This is a genomic window from Prosthecobacter sp. (assembly GCF_044236155.1).
Classification (GTDB): domain Bacteria; phylum Verrucomicrobiota; class Verrucomicrobiia; order Verrucomicrobiales; family Verrucomicrobiaceae; genus Prosthecobacter.
The window spans coordinates 107,093-124,928 of record NZ_JBIIHA010000011.1; the positions used below are offsets into that span (position 1 = coordinate 107,093).

9 protein-coding genes are annotated in these 17,836 nt (G+C 62.6%); 8 read left to right on the forward strand and 1 reads right to left on the reverse strand.

Annotated elements, in window-relative coordinates:
- The first annotated feature begins 42 nt into the window (after window positions 1–42).
- From ACILSE_RS11760 to ACILSE_RS11795, 8 genes are all read left to right on the forward strand, one after another.
- The gene (locus ACILSE_RS11760; RefSeq protein ID WP_395717588.1) at window positions 43–285 is read left to right on the forward strand and encodes a UPF0175 family protein; all 243 of its coding nucleotides are present in this window, start codon (window positions 43–45) and stop codon (window positions 283–285) included.
- Window positions 282–770 carry a DUF3368 domain-containing protein gene (locus ACILSE_RS11765; RefSeq protein ID WP_395717589.1) on the forward strand — a complete coding sequence of 163 codons (489 nt, stop codon included), beginning with the start codon at window positions 282–284 and terminating at the stop codon, window positions 768–770. The genes ACILSE_RS11760 and ACILSE_RS11765 overlap by 4 nt, the downstream gene beginning before the upstream one ends.
- Before the next feature lie 73 nt (window positions 771–843).
- Window positions 844–4,173, forward strand: a complete 3,330-nt coding sequence (locus tag ACILSE_RS11770) for a hypothetical protein (protein ID WP_395717590.1) — start codon at window positions 844–846, stop codon at window positions 4,171–4,173.
- On the forward strand, window positions 4,170–6,512 hold the full coding sequence (locus ACILSE_RS11775; RefSeq protein ID WP_395717591.1) for a hypothetical protein: 2,343 nt from the start codon (window positions 4,170–4,172) through the stop codon (window positions 6,510–6,512). The genes ACILSE_RS11770 and ACILSE_RS11775 overlap by 4 nt, the downstream gene beginning before the upstream one ends.
- 52 nt (window positions 6,513–6,564) lie before the next feature.
- Window positions 6,565–7,731, forward strand: a complete 1,167-nt coding sequence (locus tag ACILSE_RS11780) for a squalene--hopene cyclase (RefSeq protein ID WP_395717592.1) — start codon at window positions 6,565–6,567, stop codon at window positions 7,729–7,731.
- A gap of 36 nt (window positions 7,732–7,767) precedes the next feature.
- Complete coding sequence (locus ACILSE_RS11785) at window positions 7,768–11,070, forward strand: TlpA family protein disulfide reductase (protein ID WP_395717593.1); 3,303 nt, start codon at window positions 7,768–7,770, stop codon at window positions 11,068–11,070.
- Window positions 11,071–11,763: 693 nt separating this feature from the next.
- Entirely contained in the window at window positions 11,764–12,393 is a 630-nt protein-coding gene (locus tag ACILSE_RS11790) for a stage II sporulation protein M (protein WP_395717594.1), read from the forward strand.
- A gap of 181 nt (window positions 12,394–12,574) precedes the next feature.
- Complete coding sequence (locus tag ACILSE_RS11795) at window positions 12,575–12,847, forward strand: hypothetical protein (RefSeq protein ID WP_395717595.1); 273 nt, start codon at window positions 12,575–12,577, stop codon at window positions 12,845–12,847.
- Between the two features lie 207 nt (window positions 12,848–13,054).
- On the opposite strand, the gene ACILSE_RS11800 is transcribed toward ACILSE_RS11795, so the two are convergent.
- Entirely contained in the window at window positions 13,055–17,779 is a 4,725-nt protein-coding gene (locus ACILSE_RS11800; RefSeq protein WP_395717596.1) for a hypothetical protein, read from the reverse strand.
- Window positions 17,780–17,836: the final 57 nt, after the last annotated feature.

Sequence of the window (17,836 nt, forward strand, 5' to 3'; positions counted from 1 at the left end):
TCACGTCTTGTCAGCACGGGAGGGGGTGAATAGACTTCGTGCATGACTTTGGAACTTCCAGAAATCAGCGCCATCCGGCGCTTCAGCGCGGATGATCTGCGTTTGGAGCTGGCATGCGCGCTGTATGCACGCGGCAGAATCAGCGCGGTTGCAGGCGCGGATTTGGCCGGCACGGACCTCGTGAGCTTCCAGACCGCGCTGCACGAGCGGGAGATTCCGCGCCAATACTCCGCCGCTGATCTTCAGGACGATCTCAACACGCTCGGCCAGTTGTTTCCGGCATGATCGTTGTGGCGGACACGTCGGTAATCCTGAACCTCTGCTGCGTCGGGCAGGCCGACCTGCTGCCGCTATTGTTTCAGCAGGTTTGGATTCCCGAAGAGGTGAAGGTGGAGTTTGAGCGCCTGAGCCGGCACCAGCCACGATTCCAAGGACTGCTCATGCCCGGCTGGGCGTCCATCCGTCCTTCCGCGCCCATCCCTGCAAAACTTGCAGCCATGCCGAACCTGCACACGGGCGAGACGGCAGCGCTGGCCCTTGCCTTGGAAAGCCATGCCGACGCGGTGCTGATGGACGAGACAGCAGGAAGACATGCGGCGCACCTGCTGGGACTGCCGGCTATCGGCGTTCTCGGCGTGCTGATGCAGGCGAGAAAGACCGGTCTGCTGCCCGCCATCAAACCGGTGATCCAACGTCTGGAAGCAGACGCCGGATTCTGGCTTGCACCTCAGCTCGTCACGGAAGCACTGCGGAAATGCGGGGAAACCTGATCCGCGGGAGCGTTTAATGATCCCCAATCAAAAGCTCGTCATGACCGTTCAATCACGATAACATCCACGAATTATGAAAACGGAACTGCCGCCCATTCTGGAAACGAAGCTGGCTGATTTTCGCCAGCGGGTCTGGACTGTGAAATTGATCGAGGGATTGCTGGCAGCGGGGTTCGGGCTGGCGCTGTCGTATCTGCTCGTCTTCGCGCTGGACCGCGTGATGGAGACGCCGGTGTGGCTGCGGGCGTCGCTGCTGATCGCGGGGGCGTTGACTTTGGGGCTGGGATTGCCGCTGAAATGGCATCGCTGGGTGTGGCGGCAGCGGCAGTTGGAGGATGCGGCGCGGTTGTTGAAGCGGACATTTCCACGGCTCGGCGACCAGTTGCTTGGGATCGTGGAGCTGTCACGCCATGAGGACGCGGCGCGCAGCGAGCGGCTGGTGCAGGCGGCGATGGCGCAGGCGGCGGAGGCGGTGAAGGACAAGGATTTCACGCATGCGGTGCCGGAGGCCAAGCATGTGCAGTGGGGCTGGGCGGCGGGACTGACGGCGATGCTCGCGGTGGCTGCGCTCGCGCTGCTGCCGGACGCGGCCTGGAACGCGCTGGCGCGCTGGGTGACGCCGTGGCGCGATGTGGAGCGGTTCACGTTCGCGAAGATTGAAAAGCTGCCGGAGCGGCTCGTGGTGCCGTATGCGGAGCCGTTTGATTTGAAGGTGCAGTTGCAGAAGGACACGCGCTGGTCGCCTGCCTCGGCGAAGGCGCGCATCAGCGACCAGCCGGTGGTGATGAGCGGGTTGAAAGACGGGACGTATCCGCTGGCCTTCCCGCCGCAGAAGTCGGACACGGAGCTGAAGCTGTCTTTGGGCGATGTGCGCAAGACGGTGAGCGTGTTACCGCGCACGCGGCCGGAACTGACGACGCTGTCGGTGCGCACGCGGTTGCCGCAGTATCTTCAATACAAGACGGAGCCAGTGACGGAGGTGCATGGTGGTGCCGTGAGCGTTTTGAAGGGCGCGGAGGCGGCGCTGGAGGCCACGGCATCGCGTGAACTGGCCTCGGCGGAGGTGGACGGCGCGAAGGAGAAGGTTTCTGGCGCGAAGATCGTGACGCCGCTGCGCAAGATCGACGCGGATGTGGAAAAACGCGTGATGTGGCAGGATCAGGATGGTTTGACGCCGCGTGAGCCACTGGTGCTGCGGATCAACGCAATTGAGGACGAAGCGCCAAGGCTGGCGGCGCGGCGCGAGACGCCGGAGCAGGTTGTTTTGGATTCGGAGGTCGTCGCGTTCGATATGAATGTGGAGGACGACTTCGGCATCCGCCGCACGGGCCTGGAATGGCGCAGCGTGAATGATGACAAGACGAAGGGCGAGAAGATCGCGGCCGCAGGCGAGCCGGAGAAGAAGACGCTGGCGGCGAAGGCGACGTTCTGCGCATCACGTGACGGCGTGGAGCCTCAGACGCTCGAAATCCGCGCTTGGGCAGAAGATTATCTGCCGAACCGGAAGCGCGCCTACTCGGCGGCGTTCGTGCTGCATGTGCTGAACAAGACGGATCACGCTCTTTGGCTCACGGAGCAGTTCGGCAAGTGGCTGGAAGCGGCCCGCGAGACGTATGAGCGCGAACAGCAGCTTCACGCGACGAACAAGGAGCTGCGCCAGATGACCGCCGCAGAGCTGGACCGGCCGGAGAACCGCCGCAAGATCGCCCAACAGGCAAGCGCGGAGAATGCGAACGCGACACGCTTGAGCACGCTGAACCAAAGCGGTCGCAATCTGGTGGAGCAGGCGACGCGGAATGACGAGTTTGACGCGGCGAGGCTCGAATCGTGGGCCACGATGCTCAAGTCGCTGCAGGAGATCGCGAAGAAGAAGATGCCGAGCGTGGCAGAGTTGTTGAAGGAGAGCTCGGGGGCCAAAGCGGGCGCGAAGAGCGAAAGCCAGAACGCGGAGAATTCGCCCAGCGGAAGCAACAAGCCTTCCGATGGGCAAAAGCCGCAGGATGGTGAAAGCAAGGCGGGCAAACCTTCCGCCCCGCAGATCGCGAACGGGCCGGATTTGCCGAAGGGATCGCAAGGCGGCAAGGCTTCGACGGAGGAGCAGAAGAAGGCGAACATGCCGAGCATCACGGACAAAGAAGGCTCGATGAGCAAGCCGGAGCCGCAGCCGGCTGATCCGAATGCAACGCCATCGCCGCCGAAACCGAGCACGATGAAACTGCCGACGACGCAGATGGCCGCGGCTCCGTCGAAGAAGAAGGACCGCGAGGAGGAGTCGAAGCCGGCGGAAACGCAGGCGCAGCAGAAGATGGACGAGGCGATTGATGAGCAGAAGCTGCTGCTGGCCGAGTTTGCGAAGGTTTCCGACGAGCTGGCGGCCGTGCTGGCGAGCCTGGAGGCGAGCACGTTTGTGAAGCGGCTGAAGAAGGCGTCGCGTGATCAACTCGTGGCAGCGAAGGACTTGAATACGAAGACGCTGAGTGCCTTCGGCTTGGAAAGACAACCGGTGAAGGACGCGGCGGTCATCGCGGAGCATGAGAAGAAGCAAAGCGAGGTGGTGCGCGTGATTCAGGGCGATCTGGAGGCGTATTACGCGCGGAAGCCGGAGATGCACTTCAAGAACGTCATAGGCCAGATGAAGGAGACGCAGGTGGTGAAGATGCTCGCTTATCTCGGCGACCAGGCGGCTTACAATCTGAGCGGCAGCAGCATGGCGGGCGCGGAATTTTGGGCAGACACGCTGGACCGCTGGGCAGAGGAGATGGTGGCAGCGAGCGAGTGCAAATCGTGCAGCTCATGCAGCAGCGACAGCCTGCCTCCAGAGATCGTGCTGAAGGTGATGAAGGCCACGCGGGATGAGATGAAGCTACGTGATGAAACGCGAGAGCTGGAAAACTCAAAGCCCGCGCTGGCGAACGGTGAGCATGCGAAGAAGTCGGCGGACCTCGCATCCAAGCAGTATGGCATCCAGGCGGCGGTGCGCGGTGCGTTTGATGACATTTTGAAGCTACCGCAGGGCAATGAGAAGTTCGGCCGCGAGTTGAAGCTGCTCAACGCCGTGCAGGGTGTGATGATGGAGGCCGCAGGCATTCTCGACAAGGCGGACACGGGGGACGCGGCGATCGCGGCTGAGACGGAGGCGATCGAGTTGCTGCTGCAGGCCAAGCGCCAGGGCAAAGGCGGTGGTGGCGGCGGCGGTGGCAGTCCCGGGGGCGGTGGCACAGCGGCGTCGGCCTCGGAGGCAGCACTGGCGGATCTGGGTGATGGCTCGGATGTGAACGCGAACGTGGACACGCGTCCTGTCGGCCAATCGACGGGCAAGGCGGGCCGCGAGCTGCCGGAGGAGTTCAAGGCGGGCCTGGATTCGTATTTCAACAAGCTGGAGTCGGGAGGCGCGGTGAAATGACACGGCTGGTGCTCGCAGTGCTGCTCCTGGGTGCCGTTTCAGCACGGGCGCAGACGTATCTTACCCGTGCGGAACTGAAAAAGCCGCTGTCAGAGGCGGTGGAAAAGGCGCTGGCGGAGTTTGTGGACCGCTGCGCGACGGAGAAGCAGAAGCAGCTCGCGGCGCACATGGAAGAGGTCATCAAGGCCGTGGCCGGTGTCGCCAAACTCAGTGATGACGAGAAAAAAGTGCTGCAGGAGCCGGCGAAGGCGGCCGTGGAGACCGCGGTGAAGAATTGGAAGCCGCAGGCGGTGGTGGCGATGCGCACCTATCTCTCACGCACCTCGGAGACCGCCGCCAAACGGCACGTGACCCAGTGGAAGCCGGAGCAGGCCGGGTTGAACGAACCGGTGGAGGACTGGACGCCGCCGCAGGAGGACGCGGCATGGCTGGCAGCCTTGAAGCAGACCCTGGGTGAGGAACGGTTCAAACTCTGGGAGGCGGCGGACGCGAAGGAACGCAAGAAGACGGACGACGAGATCCACCGCTACCTGGAGCGCTGGACGCGTGAGTCCCGCGGACCGATGAACGAGGACCTGCAGGCGAAGATCGAGCAGATGAAGACGAAGCTGACGCTGCCGGAGGAGCGCGTCACCGCGCTGAAGAAAGCGGCGGAGACGCTGCTCGACCAGATCACCGAAGCAGAGCGCAAACGTGCCGCCGGGATGCTGCGGACGCTGACGCCGGAGTCGCGGCAGAACATCACCGGGCGCAGTTATTTTTACGTGCGCTTCGACCGGCCGCGGGGCGAGGCGTGGGAGAAGCGCTGGCAGGACGCCGCGGCGAAGGTGCTGCCGGCGGACATGATCGCGCAATGGACCAAGACCTCGACCGAGGAACGGGGCAAGGTGGAGTCCGAGCTGGCGGACATGATCAAGCCCTCGGAAATCTACATGCGACAGCAGATGGAGATGGCGCTGATCACGGAGATCGACACCATCGTGAGCGAGCTGGGACTGGAGAAGGAACGGCAGGACCGGCTGAAAAAATTGTCCGACGAGGCGGTGGAGGAGTCGCTGAAACTGGGGCGGAAGCAGTGGCTGCAGCAGGCGCGGAATTATTCGGCCACGGAGCGCCAGCGCATGCGCGCAAACACCTACTTTGGCATGAATGACGAGCAGCAGGCGATGAACCTGCCGGTCTGGAAGGATGGCGTGAAGAAAATCCTCACCGACGCCGAGCGCACACGCATGAGCTCGGAGAACGAGCTGCGGGAGAAGCGCGCGCTGACCGCCCTAGCCGCCGCCTGCCTGGCGGAGATGGACCGGACGCTGATGCTCGACGACACGCAGCGCGCGAAGCTGGAGCCGCTGATGGCGGAGCTGATGAAACCGCTCATGGAGCAGCGGCGCGGGCAGTACTGGAGCTACAGCCCGCAGCTGCTTTTCCAGGCCGCGGGCAAGCTGAAGCAGGAGCAGCTCTCCACGCTGCTCGACGAGGTGCAGCAGAAGCGCTGGAAGGAGCTGATCTCCTCCTCCAACGGCAGCTCGTCCCGGATTTCGACGCAGTCCGGCACGCTGCCCGCGGTTCCCGACATGGAGGCGGCGATCTCGGCGCATCTTTACAAGATGTTCGTGGCGGAGCGCAAAAAGGTGCTGGGGACGATGATGCCGCATCTCGAGGAGGCGCAGCGCGTGCTCGCGCTGCCGGACGCCACCGTGGCGAAACTGACCACGGCCGCGAAGGGGGCGGTGGAGCAGAGTCTGCAATACTGGCGGCAGAACACGGAGCGCTATGTGCGGCAGAACGTGCAGACCGCCACTCCGCAGAACATTCTCCAGGCGCTGGCAGGCCCGGAGCCCGTGAGCTTTGGCCGGAACGAGGGCGGACCACAGGACATGGACCTGTGGAAGGACGCGCTGAAGCAGGCGCTGAGCGGGGAGCAGCTCGAAAAACTCGAAAAAACAGCCCAGGCGCGCCGCGATCATCGTCTGAAGGCCATGGCGGCCATGTCTGTCTCCGAACTGGACCGCCGCCGCCGCCTGACCAGCGAGCAATGCGCGAAGCTCGAACCGCTGGTGCGCAAAGTTTTGACCGAGTACCAGCCGGACATCGAACGCTACATGTCCGGCGCGTGGTTCCTGCAATACTACTACGCGCTGGTGCCGGTGGCCGGTGTGCCGGAGAAGGACATCCAGGCCATTCTTCCCGCAGCGCAGTGGAAGCTTTGCAAGGAGCGCGATCTGCCTGACGCGATGCAGTACTGGGAAGGCATCGAGAACAATCACAAGAACCGCCTGAAACAGGGCGCGAACGGCAACCGGGTCTTTTTCAATGGAGGGGTGATCATTGATCAGTGAGACGGCAGCGCGGCGGAGCGGGAAATGACGAAATTCGAAACCAGAATGACGAATGAATGACGAAACCGAAATGACGAATGAGGGAGTCTCGATGCGCGGCTTGGTGCTTTGGGCTTTGGGTATTGATTCGTCATTCGCCATTCGAATTTCGTCATTGATGCGCTGCGCTTCCCTTCGGGCCGCCTTCGGCGGTCTGTCTCGCTCCGCTCGGCTCCTGCGCCTCTGCTGCCTTCTTTGCATCCTCGGCTCCCCGGCGCAGGCCCAGGACCCGGCGCTTCGTTTCGGCGGCGCGGTGCCGCAGGAGGTGGAGACGGTGTATGAGCGCGGGCTGGGCTGGCTGGCCTCGAAGCAGAGCGATCTGGGCGGCTGGCAGGGCGGGAATGACGGCGCGGGCGTCGATGGCATCTGCCTCATGGCGTTTCTAGCCAGTGGCGACGATCCAAACTTCGGCCGTTACGCGGCGAACATACGCCGCGCCGTGCGCGCCATCATCCGCGTGCAGGATGCGAGCACCGGCTACCTGCCGAACAGCATGTATCATCACGGTTTTGCCATGCTCGCGCTGTCCGAGGCCTACGGCGCGGTGGACGAGTCGCTGCTGTGGGAGGGCGAGAAGCCCATCCGCTCCATCGGACAGGCGCTCGATCTCGCGATCCGCTGCGCTGGCACCTCGCAGAAGGCGAACCGCTGGGGGGGCTGGCGCTACATGCCGAACTCGACCGACGCGGACACGTCCGTGACTGGCGCGATGCTGATGGGCCTGCTCGCAGCGCGGAACGCGGGCATGGAGGTGTCTGATGAGGTGATCAACGCCGCGCTGGAATACATGCGCCGCAGCACCGGCCGCGACGGCAGCGTGGCCTACGCGGGCGGCTTCGGCGGCTTCGGTGAGTCGATGAACCGCAGCGCCATCGCCACGCTGGTGTCCGCCGTGTCGAAGCACAAGGACAGCGAGGAATACAAGGCCACGCTGAAGCACATCACCGACCGCCTGGAGCACAACGAGGGCAACTACAAGGAGTACTTCCGCTACTACATGGCGCAGGCTCTCTTCCAGGGCGACTACACCTCCTGGCAGAAGTGGAACGGCGCGACCGTCCGCGTGCTGGCCGAGACACAGGGCGCGGACGGCAGCTTCAACAACGATCCCTACTCCACCGGCATGTCCCTGCTCGCGCTGGGGCTGAACTACCGCTTTTTGCCGATCTATGAGCGGTGACCGCGCGGGCGCGGAATGACGAAATCAGAAACCAGAATGACGAAAAAACCTCAAATGACCAATAACCAAGGCCACCCCATCAGGCTTCGTCATTGGCGTTTCGTCATTCATTCCTCATTCATCATTTGGGTTTCGTCATTTCTCGCCCTCGTCCCATCTTCGCTTCCTGCCGCCGAGCTCCACTGGCGGCACGGCGAGGCTGTCGGCGGTGATTTTCTGGCCGCTGAAAAAGACCGGCTGGCTTGGCGCGCGCCTCAGTTCAGCGAGCCGATCCGCGTGCGGCTGGACGTGCTGAAGCAGGTCGTCCGGCACAAGGAGCCGGAGAACACCGTGGAGCCGTTCAGCATTCGGCTGGCCGACGGCAGCCGTCTTTATGGCAGCATCACCGGCCTGGACGCGAAAACGCTGGAGTTGAAGTCGGCGCGCTCCGGCACGCTGCGCATCGCGCGCGACGCGGTGGTGGATGTCCGGCGGCTGAAGGCGGACGGCATGCTCTTTGCCGCGCCCACGAGCACCAGCGGCTGGATCGAGGGCAATCAAACGGGGCAGGACAGCAAGGTGAAGCTCTGGCGCGTCGTCCCCGGCGCGGCTTTGAAGCAGGTCGGCTGGAATCGCAGCGCCACCCTGCCCTTCGAGGCGCCTGAGCTGGTGGAGATGCAGTTCACGCTCAGCTCTACCGTGCGGCCCGAGTTCAAGGTGGAGCTCAAGGCCAAGGACAACGAGCGCATGCTCGTGGAGACCTGGGTGGACGACGTGGTGCTGCAAGGGCGCGTGTTTCAAAGCGTGAAGACGCTTTCCGAAGACGACCGCCGCGTGACCATGACAGTGTTCTGGAACCGCAAGACCGGCCTGTGCGCGATTTATGACGCGGACGGACGGAAGCTGGCGGAAACCAGCAAGCCGCCGGTGGAGGAGAAAAAGTCGTCCGAAGCCGAGAAGGCGGAAAAGAAACAGCCCGCGGCAAAAGGCGGCGGCGGTGGCGGACTCTTTGGCGCGCTGCTCGGCGTGGTGCAGGGCGCGGCGCAGGCACGCGTGGAGGCGGTGGTCCAGGTGCAGCGCAGCTCCCAGTCGGCGGAGCCCGCGTCACCCGTTGGTTTCACGTTGTTGAACAAAGGCCCTGATCTCACGCTGGAAGGGCTGCGCATCCGCGCCTGGAACGGCACGCTGCCGCAAAAAATCACCAGCGACTCCCCGCGTGTCGAGTTGATGGACGGACGCGTCATCGCCGCCGCTGCCGTGCGCGCCAGCGCGACCACTTTGAGCGTGCGCGATGGCAAGGGCGGTGAGACCACGCTGCCGTGGGAGCAGGTGCTCGCGGTCGAGATGGCGGCCACGCCTTCCCCCTTCTTTGAAAACGCGGCCACCGACGTGGAATTGTGGTTCACCGACGGCGAATGGCTGAAAGGGGTGCTCCAGCACGTCCGCAACGACACCGCGACGCTGACCACCGCGTGGTCGGAGCAGCCGGTGGCCTTCAAAATCACCCGCATGCACCACCTGGAGTTCAAACAGCCCGGCAAGGAGATGACGGAGGCCGACCTCGCCGCGCTGGATGTCCTGACCATCGACAAAAAAGTGCTGCACGGCACGCTCGCGGCAGGCGGGGAGGCCCAGCCGCGCTGGAAGCCCGTCGGCGGACTCCAGCCCGTGGCGCTGGCCAAGGCGGGCGAGATGGGGATCGTGCGCGCTCCCTCCGCGAATCCGGCGGGACTGCGCAGCGAGGCGCTGTTTTATCTCAGCAGCGGCGACATCCTGCCCGGAAAGCTGCGCGCCATCGACTCCCGCCAGGTGGACCTCGACTCCGCGGTGGTTCCCGTGAAGCAACTGCCCGCGGAAAAAATCCACGCCATCCAGTTCGGCGGCGAATCGCTCAATCTCGACGGTTTCGAGGACTCCGGCTGGAAACGCGTGCGCGGCGGCGAGACGACGGTGAAGCGCAACGGCAAGGCGGCGCTCGATTTCCTGCCCGGCGGCTCCTGGGGGCACCCGTCCTTCATGCAGGCGAACGAAATCAGCTTCAACCTGCTCAGCGACGGCTTTACCGCGCTGCGCGTGCGCCTTTTCTGCGACGGCGTGAACCCCGCCGCGCCCAGCACGAACCTGCTCTTCGGCCACATGGGCAGCGAGGTGTGCTTCGGCCTCGAGGCCAGCGGCGACCAGATGGACCGCCAGTTCCGCCTGCGCAGCAGCGGTCCCATGCCCGTGCGCATCGCCATCGGCGACACCAGCGTCGAGGTTTACCTCAACGGCGTCTCCGCGCGGAAGATCACCCTCGATCCGAAGATGCGCTCCGGCAGCGGCATGATCATCGAGCCCTTCAGCCTGTGGGGAAACGGCGAGCGCGACGCGAAGATCAACAGCTTCAGCGCCCGCATCGCCCCCGGACGCGTGGCGGTGCCGAATGTCGAGGCGAAGGCGAAGGAGCACGCGCTCACCGTGCCGCGCTTCCGCAAGGAGGACCCGCCGAAGCACGCGCTGCTCGCCGCGAACGGCGATGTGCTGCGCGGAGTCATCGAGGCCGCCACGGCGGCGCATTTTTCCGTGCGCTCCGGCCTGGAGACCATCCAGGTGCCGCGTGACCGCGTGAAGGCCGCCGTCTGGCTCATCAAACCGGCGGACGATGTGAGCGCCGCCTTTGAAGCGCGTGCCAAAGAAGGGCAGGCGCCGGTCATGACCCACTGGCTGCTGCTCAACAACGGCGGCCGGCTTGGATTGAAGGTGGAGCGCTTCGCCGAGGACGCGGTGACGGGTCAGAACGAGATGCTCGGCGCCTGCCACGTGCCTTTGAACGAGGTGCATCTCATCCGCAGCACCGCGCCGCCGGAAAACGCCGCCATGCTGGCCCTGCGTGACTGGAAGCTCAAATTCGCCCCCGAGCCCGTGCTGCCGGAGGCCGGCGGCGAAAGCTCCCCGCTGCTCAACCAGCCCGCGAAGACCTTCAAGCTTCCCCTGCTGGCCGGTGGTGACTTCGATCTCGCCCAGGAGAAGGGGAAGGTCGTCGTCCTCGACTTCTGGGCCACCTGGTGCGGCCCCTGCGTGAAATCATTGCCCGACATGATCGACCAGATGTCCGCCTTCGACCCGAAAAAGGTGCGCTTCATCGGCGTGAACCAGGCGGAGGCCAAGGAGCAGGTGAAAACCTTCCTCGAAACCCGCGGCTGGAAGATGGAGGTCGCGCTCGACGCCAATCAACGCGTCGGCCAGTCCTTCGGCGTCGAAGGCATCCCGCACACCGTCATCATCGGCCCCGATGGCAAGGTGGCCTTCGTCAAAACCGGCTACGAGCCCGATGGCGCGAAGAAGATCGCCGAGACGGTGAGGAAGCTGCTGGAGAAGTGACGGTCCTGGTGGCCTGAGCGCTACTCAGCGTCACCACGATTGGGATTCCTGCGCGACTGGAGTGATGGAGTGATGGAATGTGGGAGTTTTGCTTTCCCAGCACTCCGTCACTCCATCACTCCACCGATGAATTTCCCACAAAGCCAGATGACGTAAGGTTGCCAAGACACTGATTGGCAGGGAGAAAGGCGGGTGCCGGGGCTCGATTGCGGAGTCTTCCGGCGTGTCAGGAGGCTCCCGAGGCCCGATCGCGGAGCCGTCCCGCTTGTCAGGAGGCTCTGGCAGGCCGATTGCGGAGTCGTCCTGCTTGTTGGAGCTCTCCCTCCTTTCGATTACGGAGTCCTCCGGCGTGTTGGGAGTGTCCGCCACCTCGATTGCGGAGTCTTCCGTCGGGTTGGCAGTCTCCTGAACCCCGATTGCGGAGCCGTCCCGCGTGTTGGGAGTCTCCCAAGCCTCAGTCGCGGAGTCCTCCGGCTTGTCCGGAGCTTCATGTGGGGTGATGGCTTGCCTGCGGCTTTGCCGCCCGGAGAATCCGCGTGGAGGAAGGGCTCGCATGCCGCATGCGATGGGGAAGCCATTGCTTGCCAAAGAGCGGGCGGCTGGCTAGCCTCGGACCGGTTCGTCCACAATAAACTGTGGGCGAATCTGATTCGCCCACAGTTTATTGTGACTAAACAACGTTAGGCATAAACCATGAATTTCCATTTTAGATACATCAGTCGGTTTATCGCTAAACTACGCTCACCGCCGCCGAAACCATCTCTAACGGGCCTAGTTGTGATTATACTAATTTTTACAGGCTCGATATTTCTTGGTGCAAACACGGCATCCACAATCACAGATCCCCAATGGAGATTTGCAAGATTCCTTCCGATAAGAATTAGCCATCTTAGAGACTACCAAGGGACTGAGATTCCCGTAAGAAATCTGGATTTAAAAGCTCGCCATAAATTGTTTTATAGCTATTATGTTCATAACGGAAAATCCACATTATTATTCTTATTTTTAGGACTTCTTCTTTTTTTTATTCCATATATACATGTTGGGATCTTGGGGTTTTATATAGGTATTGGTTGCTGGATTTTTGGATTAGAGCAGGCACTCTTTAAGGGCCTTCTTCCCCATGGTTTAATTGAGCTTCCTGTGATTATTTATTCATCAGTAATCGCACAGGATGGAGGGTGGAGGATCATGTTTAAATTAAACGCTCCAAGGCAGTGTTGGGGGCAGTTTATGATTGAGATTAAGAATTGCGCTCATGCGTTCCTGTGGGTGGCGCCTTTGATTATAGTTGCTGCTGCACTTGAAGCATATATTCACTAGCCCTATATTTACTAAGACCCACTAGGATATCTAACGACCATCAACCAAATAAAATGAGCCTAACCAGGCGCTACAGCGAACGCAATGGCTTGTCACGGATCGTGCTCCGAGCAGCACGCTCCGCGCCAAGCCACTCCGTCGCTGAGCTTTAACGTCAGGCATCACCAATCCCCCCTCGCTCATGATGTGGACACAGTCTCCCCCATGGAAGCATGCTCTCGTCTGGCCGGCGCTGATCCTCGCAGGGGTGTTTTTGCACGACCGCGAACTGTCTCCCGTGTGGTTTGCCGGGCTCGGAATCGCCCTATTCCTGGCACTGGCCTATCTCGCCAGGGAGATGGTCTGGATGACCCGGCGGCAAGGACGGCCCTGCGGTCATTGCGGGCAGAATGTCCCGATGAAGTCTTTCCATGTGCAGGCGAACTGCCCTCACTGCGGCCTGGAACTCGAATAGCAGCGTTCAGGGTCATGGTTCAGGCGCTCGCTGCAACATGAGGCCAAAGGCTGGCAGCACGTTCATCCAAGTACGGAAGCAGGCGCGGCCCCCATGAAAAGACCGCGCCTGCCAGGTGATGTCCAAGTGATCCGAAGGGCTCCCTGATGCCCGGGCCGGTGCCTGGCGGGGCGCCGGACCGTGACACCAGGGAGAGTTCGAGACCGCTTAGAAGTTGATGCGAATGCCCGCTTTGAGGAAGTGGGCCGTTTGGCTGCCGTAGTGGCCTTCGTAACCGGCGTAGGCGGTGACCGCCTTGGCGAGGGCGTAGCTGGCGTTCAACCGGGCGACGGCCTGGGTGTCGCCATTGCTGGCGAAGTTCACCGGGTAGCTGGCCGTCGGCACGTTGACGAGGTTCACCGTGGCGCTGCCCTTGTCATTCACCAGGGCCTGCTGGGCGGAGACGGCGAGTTCCACGCTCAGCGGGCGGCCCGCCAGCTCCGTGCTCCATAGCGCCGAGAGACCCGCCTCCGCGAGGAAGCGGCGGTCGCTGTACCCCCCGACGTTCAGCGCGTCGATGGCCCCGGATTCGCTGAACCCGCCGACCTGGGTGTCCGAGTAGGTCAGCGACACACGCGGAGCGATGGAGACATTGCCGACGCGCCAGCCTTTGTACTGCACGCCAAGGAAGCCGACGTAGCTGCTGACGTCCGTGGAGCCGGTGACGCTGCCGTTCACCGTCTGGCGCCGGAGGTCGAAGTCCTGCTGGTTGTAGCCGAAGCTGCCGAAGAAGGTGAAGCTCTCCGCCACCGTGACGCGGCCGAAGAGCATGGCTCCGAAGCCTTCGGACTCCGCGCTGCCGAGCGGGGCGCTGATGCTGCCCTCGCTCATGCTGCCGGCGATGCCGACGGTGTAGTCCTCGGAGGCGAGGAGATTGACGCCGGCGTAGTAATCGTTGCGGTTGGTGTCCGCGTTGTCCGCCGTGCTCATGCTGGAGTGGGTGTAGCCGACGAACACGGACATGTGCTCCGGCACGTCGGTGAGGCTGTCCTCGCCGGGCTGAGCGGGCATGTAGTTCATCGGTGAAACCCGGTCCTGGATGGCCTGGACGAGCACCTGGTTGCCCATGAAGGCGTAGTCGGCGATCGAGCCGTAGTAGTCAGGGACGTACTTGGCGAGGTCGGCGGCAGAACCACCGATGGCGTCGGTGATCTGCTGGGCCAGGAAGCCTGCCGTCGTCGAAGTCCTGATCTGGCTCGGGCCGACACCAGCGGTGGCGGCATTGAAGATCGAGGCCGCCGCAGCGCTCTGGTTGGCGTTGGAACCCAACTGCGCATAAGTGTCCGTGGGGTTGTTGAGGCCCGTGGTCGTCAGCAGGCCGGTGTCCAGGTCGAGCACGAAGGCCGCCGTGGGGGTCGTGGACGGGTTGGGGCCGCCTGATGGGGGGGGACCAACGACAATAAAGCCGTCATTGTCAAAGGTGACCGTGGTGAAAGCGCCAGTGACCACACCTGGGGCCAGAGCTGCGCCAGCCCCGGTGGAGAGAACCTGGAACGAGTTGCCTTGGGCGGCGGTGAACCCGCCAAAGTGCGCCACGTTGAGGGTGCCGTTTGCAGTGAGAGTGCCGCCGAGTTGCAACTGATCAAAGCCATTGATGGCACCCGCAGCGCCAAAGCCGGCCAGTTCCAGCTTGGTGGTGGCGCCAGCACCTAGAACAGTGCCACCTGCAATCGCCGTAAGACCAGGCGAGAAACCGGGTGAAATGGTGCCATTGTTGATGACTCTGCCGGTGCCGACGAAGGTGATGTTGCCGGAGATGGTGGAACCGACGGGAATGATGAAGTCATTGCTGCCGATGTTGATGATCCCGGTGGTGCCAGGTGCGCTGTTCAGCGTGGTGAAGTTGATGGTGCCACCACCGCTGAGGTCCAGCGTGCTGCCGTTCGCAATAGTGATGGTGGTGCTGTTGAGCGTGGCGCCGCTGCCGATGATGAGTCCGTTTTCGATCGTGGTGCTCTGCGTGGTGGTGGTGCCCCCGCCTAGGTTGAGGGGGCCGCTGCCGCCCACCGTGCCGGTGGTCAGACTGGAGTTCGGGGCATCCAGGATGCCGGTGAAACTGCCGCCGTCGCTGATGATGAACTGGTTGCCATTGGTCTTCACGGTGCCGGAACCGAGCAGTGTCTTGAAGGTCTCGACTCCATTGGTGTAGTCGAGGTTCAGCGTGCCGTTCACAGTAACTGCGGCGGTGTTGAGGATCAGTTCGGAAGCCTTCAGGTTCAGCACGCTGCCACTGCCGATGGTGATGCTGGATGCGCCGGTGGTGCCGCTGAGGTCCACGGTGCCCGTCGTGATGATGGTGCCGGTGCCGAGGTTCGCGTTGAGGATGGAGCCGTCGTTGAGGTTGTAGGTCGTCGCGGTGAGCGTGCCCGTGCCGTTGACGGTGCCGGTGTTCGTCAGGGAGGCAATGGTGTCGTTCACCGAGCCGAGATCCAGCGTGCCGTTGTTTGTGACCGCCGTGGTGGCGTCCAGGCCGCCGTTCTTGCTCTCCAGAGTAGCGTCCGCGGCGATGCTGACGGCGCTGCTCTTCACACTGCCGGTGATTTCGACCGTGCCGTTGTTGATGGTGGTGCTGCCAGTGTAGGTGTTTTCGCCAGCTAGCACCACTTTGCCGTCATGCCCCGCGTCGTTGATGGTCAGCGAGCCATTGGAGATGACGCCGTTGAACACGGCCCAGTCCACGTTTTCGTCCACATTGTTGTCCGGGTCGGCCTCGTTGGCCGTCACCAGGATGGTGCGGTTGCCGCCGTTGAGGTTGATGTTGTTCTCAAAGTTGACCTTGTCCGTGGCATAGGTGGAGCCGAATATGAGAGCATCCCCAGCATTGACGAAGCTACCACTGGGATTACCCCAGATCATCGTCTGTCCATTGCTGAGTTTCACATTGAGTTCGCCATCGACGGCTGCGAAACCGCCGCTGCCGGTCCACTGCACTCGGTTGCTCTGCGGACCGACATAGCGGGTGAAGTCCCCGTTGCCCATCAAAACGGCGTTCGAAGCCGCCGTCCCGGCAAAATTGATGTTGCTGTCCCAGTAGATGCCATCCCCGTCCTGCGCCTGAAGCGTGCCGCCGGCGATAATGGTCTGGCCGGAATAGAGATTGCCACCGTTGAATACCACCAGGCCGCTGGCGATGCGCAGGTCCGCTCCGGATCCCGATTTTACTGGTGCAAAGCCACCAGAAGGGATGATCGAAGCCGCGCTGTCATCCGAAATACCGGTGCCATAAGCGTCGCTATTGAACGTGATGGTGTTACCTTCACCCGGATCAAGAATCACGGTGGAGCCCTTCATCATGAAGATATTGGAACCCACGCCGATGCCGCTGGCACCCGCGATGTGCGTGGCATCCGCCGCTTGCCCGTCGCCGCCGCGAACGCCGTTGCCGTCAAAAAGAGCGTTTCCAGTGATGCGCAGAGTGGCGCCGGACCGCACAAAGATGGCACCGCCATAGCCGTTGCCGCCACTGCCACCACCCGCCAAGGTGCTATAAGCACCAGTCCCTGTCTCTCCAGCACCGCCGCCAAAGCCGCCATTCCCCCCCGCTCCGCCGCTTCCATCAAGTCCATCAGGACGCTTGCCCGAGAGAGCCCCACCCCAGCCATCGAATCCGGCGACGGGCTCGACCACCGTCGTTACCGGCGGATGATAGGTCGTGTTCACCATCCGGGTTGTGTAATAGGAAGGGGTCGGATCGTAATTTGGCGCAAGTGGGTCGAGACGCTGCACGGGTTGATTAGCATCATTGAAACCCGGCAAACGTTGTTCCTGGTCATAATACCCCGGGGTCGTGGAGACGGAACCTTCCACACTCGTAACGGGAGCAGGTGCAAAAGGAATGCCCCAGCTTGCACCACTGCCGCCTGTTCCACCATCTCCTCCTTTGCCGCCACCGGCACCAAAGCCACCCATACCGCCCATCCCGCCGGAACCGGCATCACCACCGGGGGCACCACCAATGAACGCAAGAAGGGAGGGGGTTGCTGGCTGCCCACCATCGCCGCCATTGCCACCGTTACCGCCAGGCGCACCGCCGAAGCCAAAGCCGCTGTTCCCACCATCGCCACCGTTGCCACCGCTGCCACCCACGCCAATCTGGCCGTCGGCAAGCGCCACATCGAAGCTGATGACATCCGCGAGAGCAGTGCCCAGAGCAATCACCTTGATTGCAACATCAAAGGATTTACCGGCCGCCACATTAGCAGTCACCGGATTGGATCCATCCGCCGAAGCCTCGGCAAGACCTGCGGCAAGATCCATGCCCGCCGCTACCGCCGTCGCGAGCAACAATGGATTGCTGCTACCCCCGCTGGTGCCGTTGCTGCCGTTACCACCACTGCCGCCAAACACGGTGGAACTACTGCCGCCGTTGCTACCCTTGGTGCCGCTCGCTCCGTTGACATCAGCGAGCATGTTGTGGCTGGATGTGCGTCCGTTAAGGCCTGCGGGTGCCGCTCCACCGGAGGTGAACAACCCGTTTAGAGAACCGCCGTAGTTCCCGACTCCTCCATCACCCCCTCGCGCGTTGTTGGAAAGGAAGTTCACGTTGTCCAGTGTGACCGTCGTGCCCGAATTGATGAATAGCGCGCCGCCAAACCCGCCGCCGCCACCACTGCCGTCCCCGCCTTTGACTGCGAAGTTTTGCAGCGTGAGATTGCTCAGCGTCATGCTGCCGCTTTTCAGGAAGTAGCCATTGGCGCTGTTGCCATTAATGATACTTCCTCCGCCATCGAGGGAGAAATTGCCGTCAAGCACGCCTCCGGTGGTTGGTTCGACCGCCCAGGAGGGCAATGTCAGGTGAAGCGACAGGATCGCCGTGAGCGCCGCGTGGGGCAGCCGGTTGAGGAAGGACGGCTTGCGCCGCGACTTTCGGGTGTGTGTGGTATTTGTTTTCATGGGTATGCACGAGGTCGTGCATCCCTCATCCACACCGTTCTTATGCTTGTGTTACCT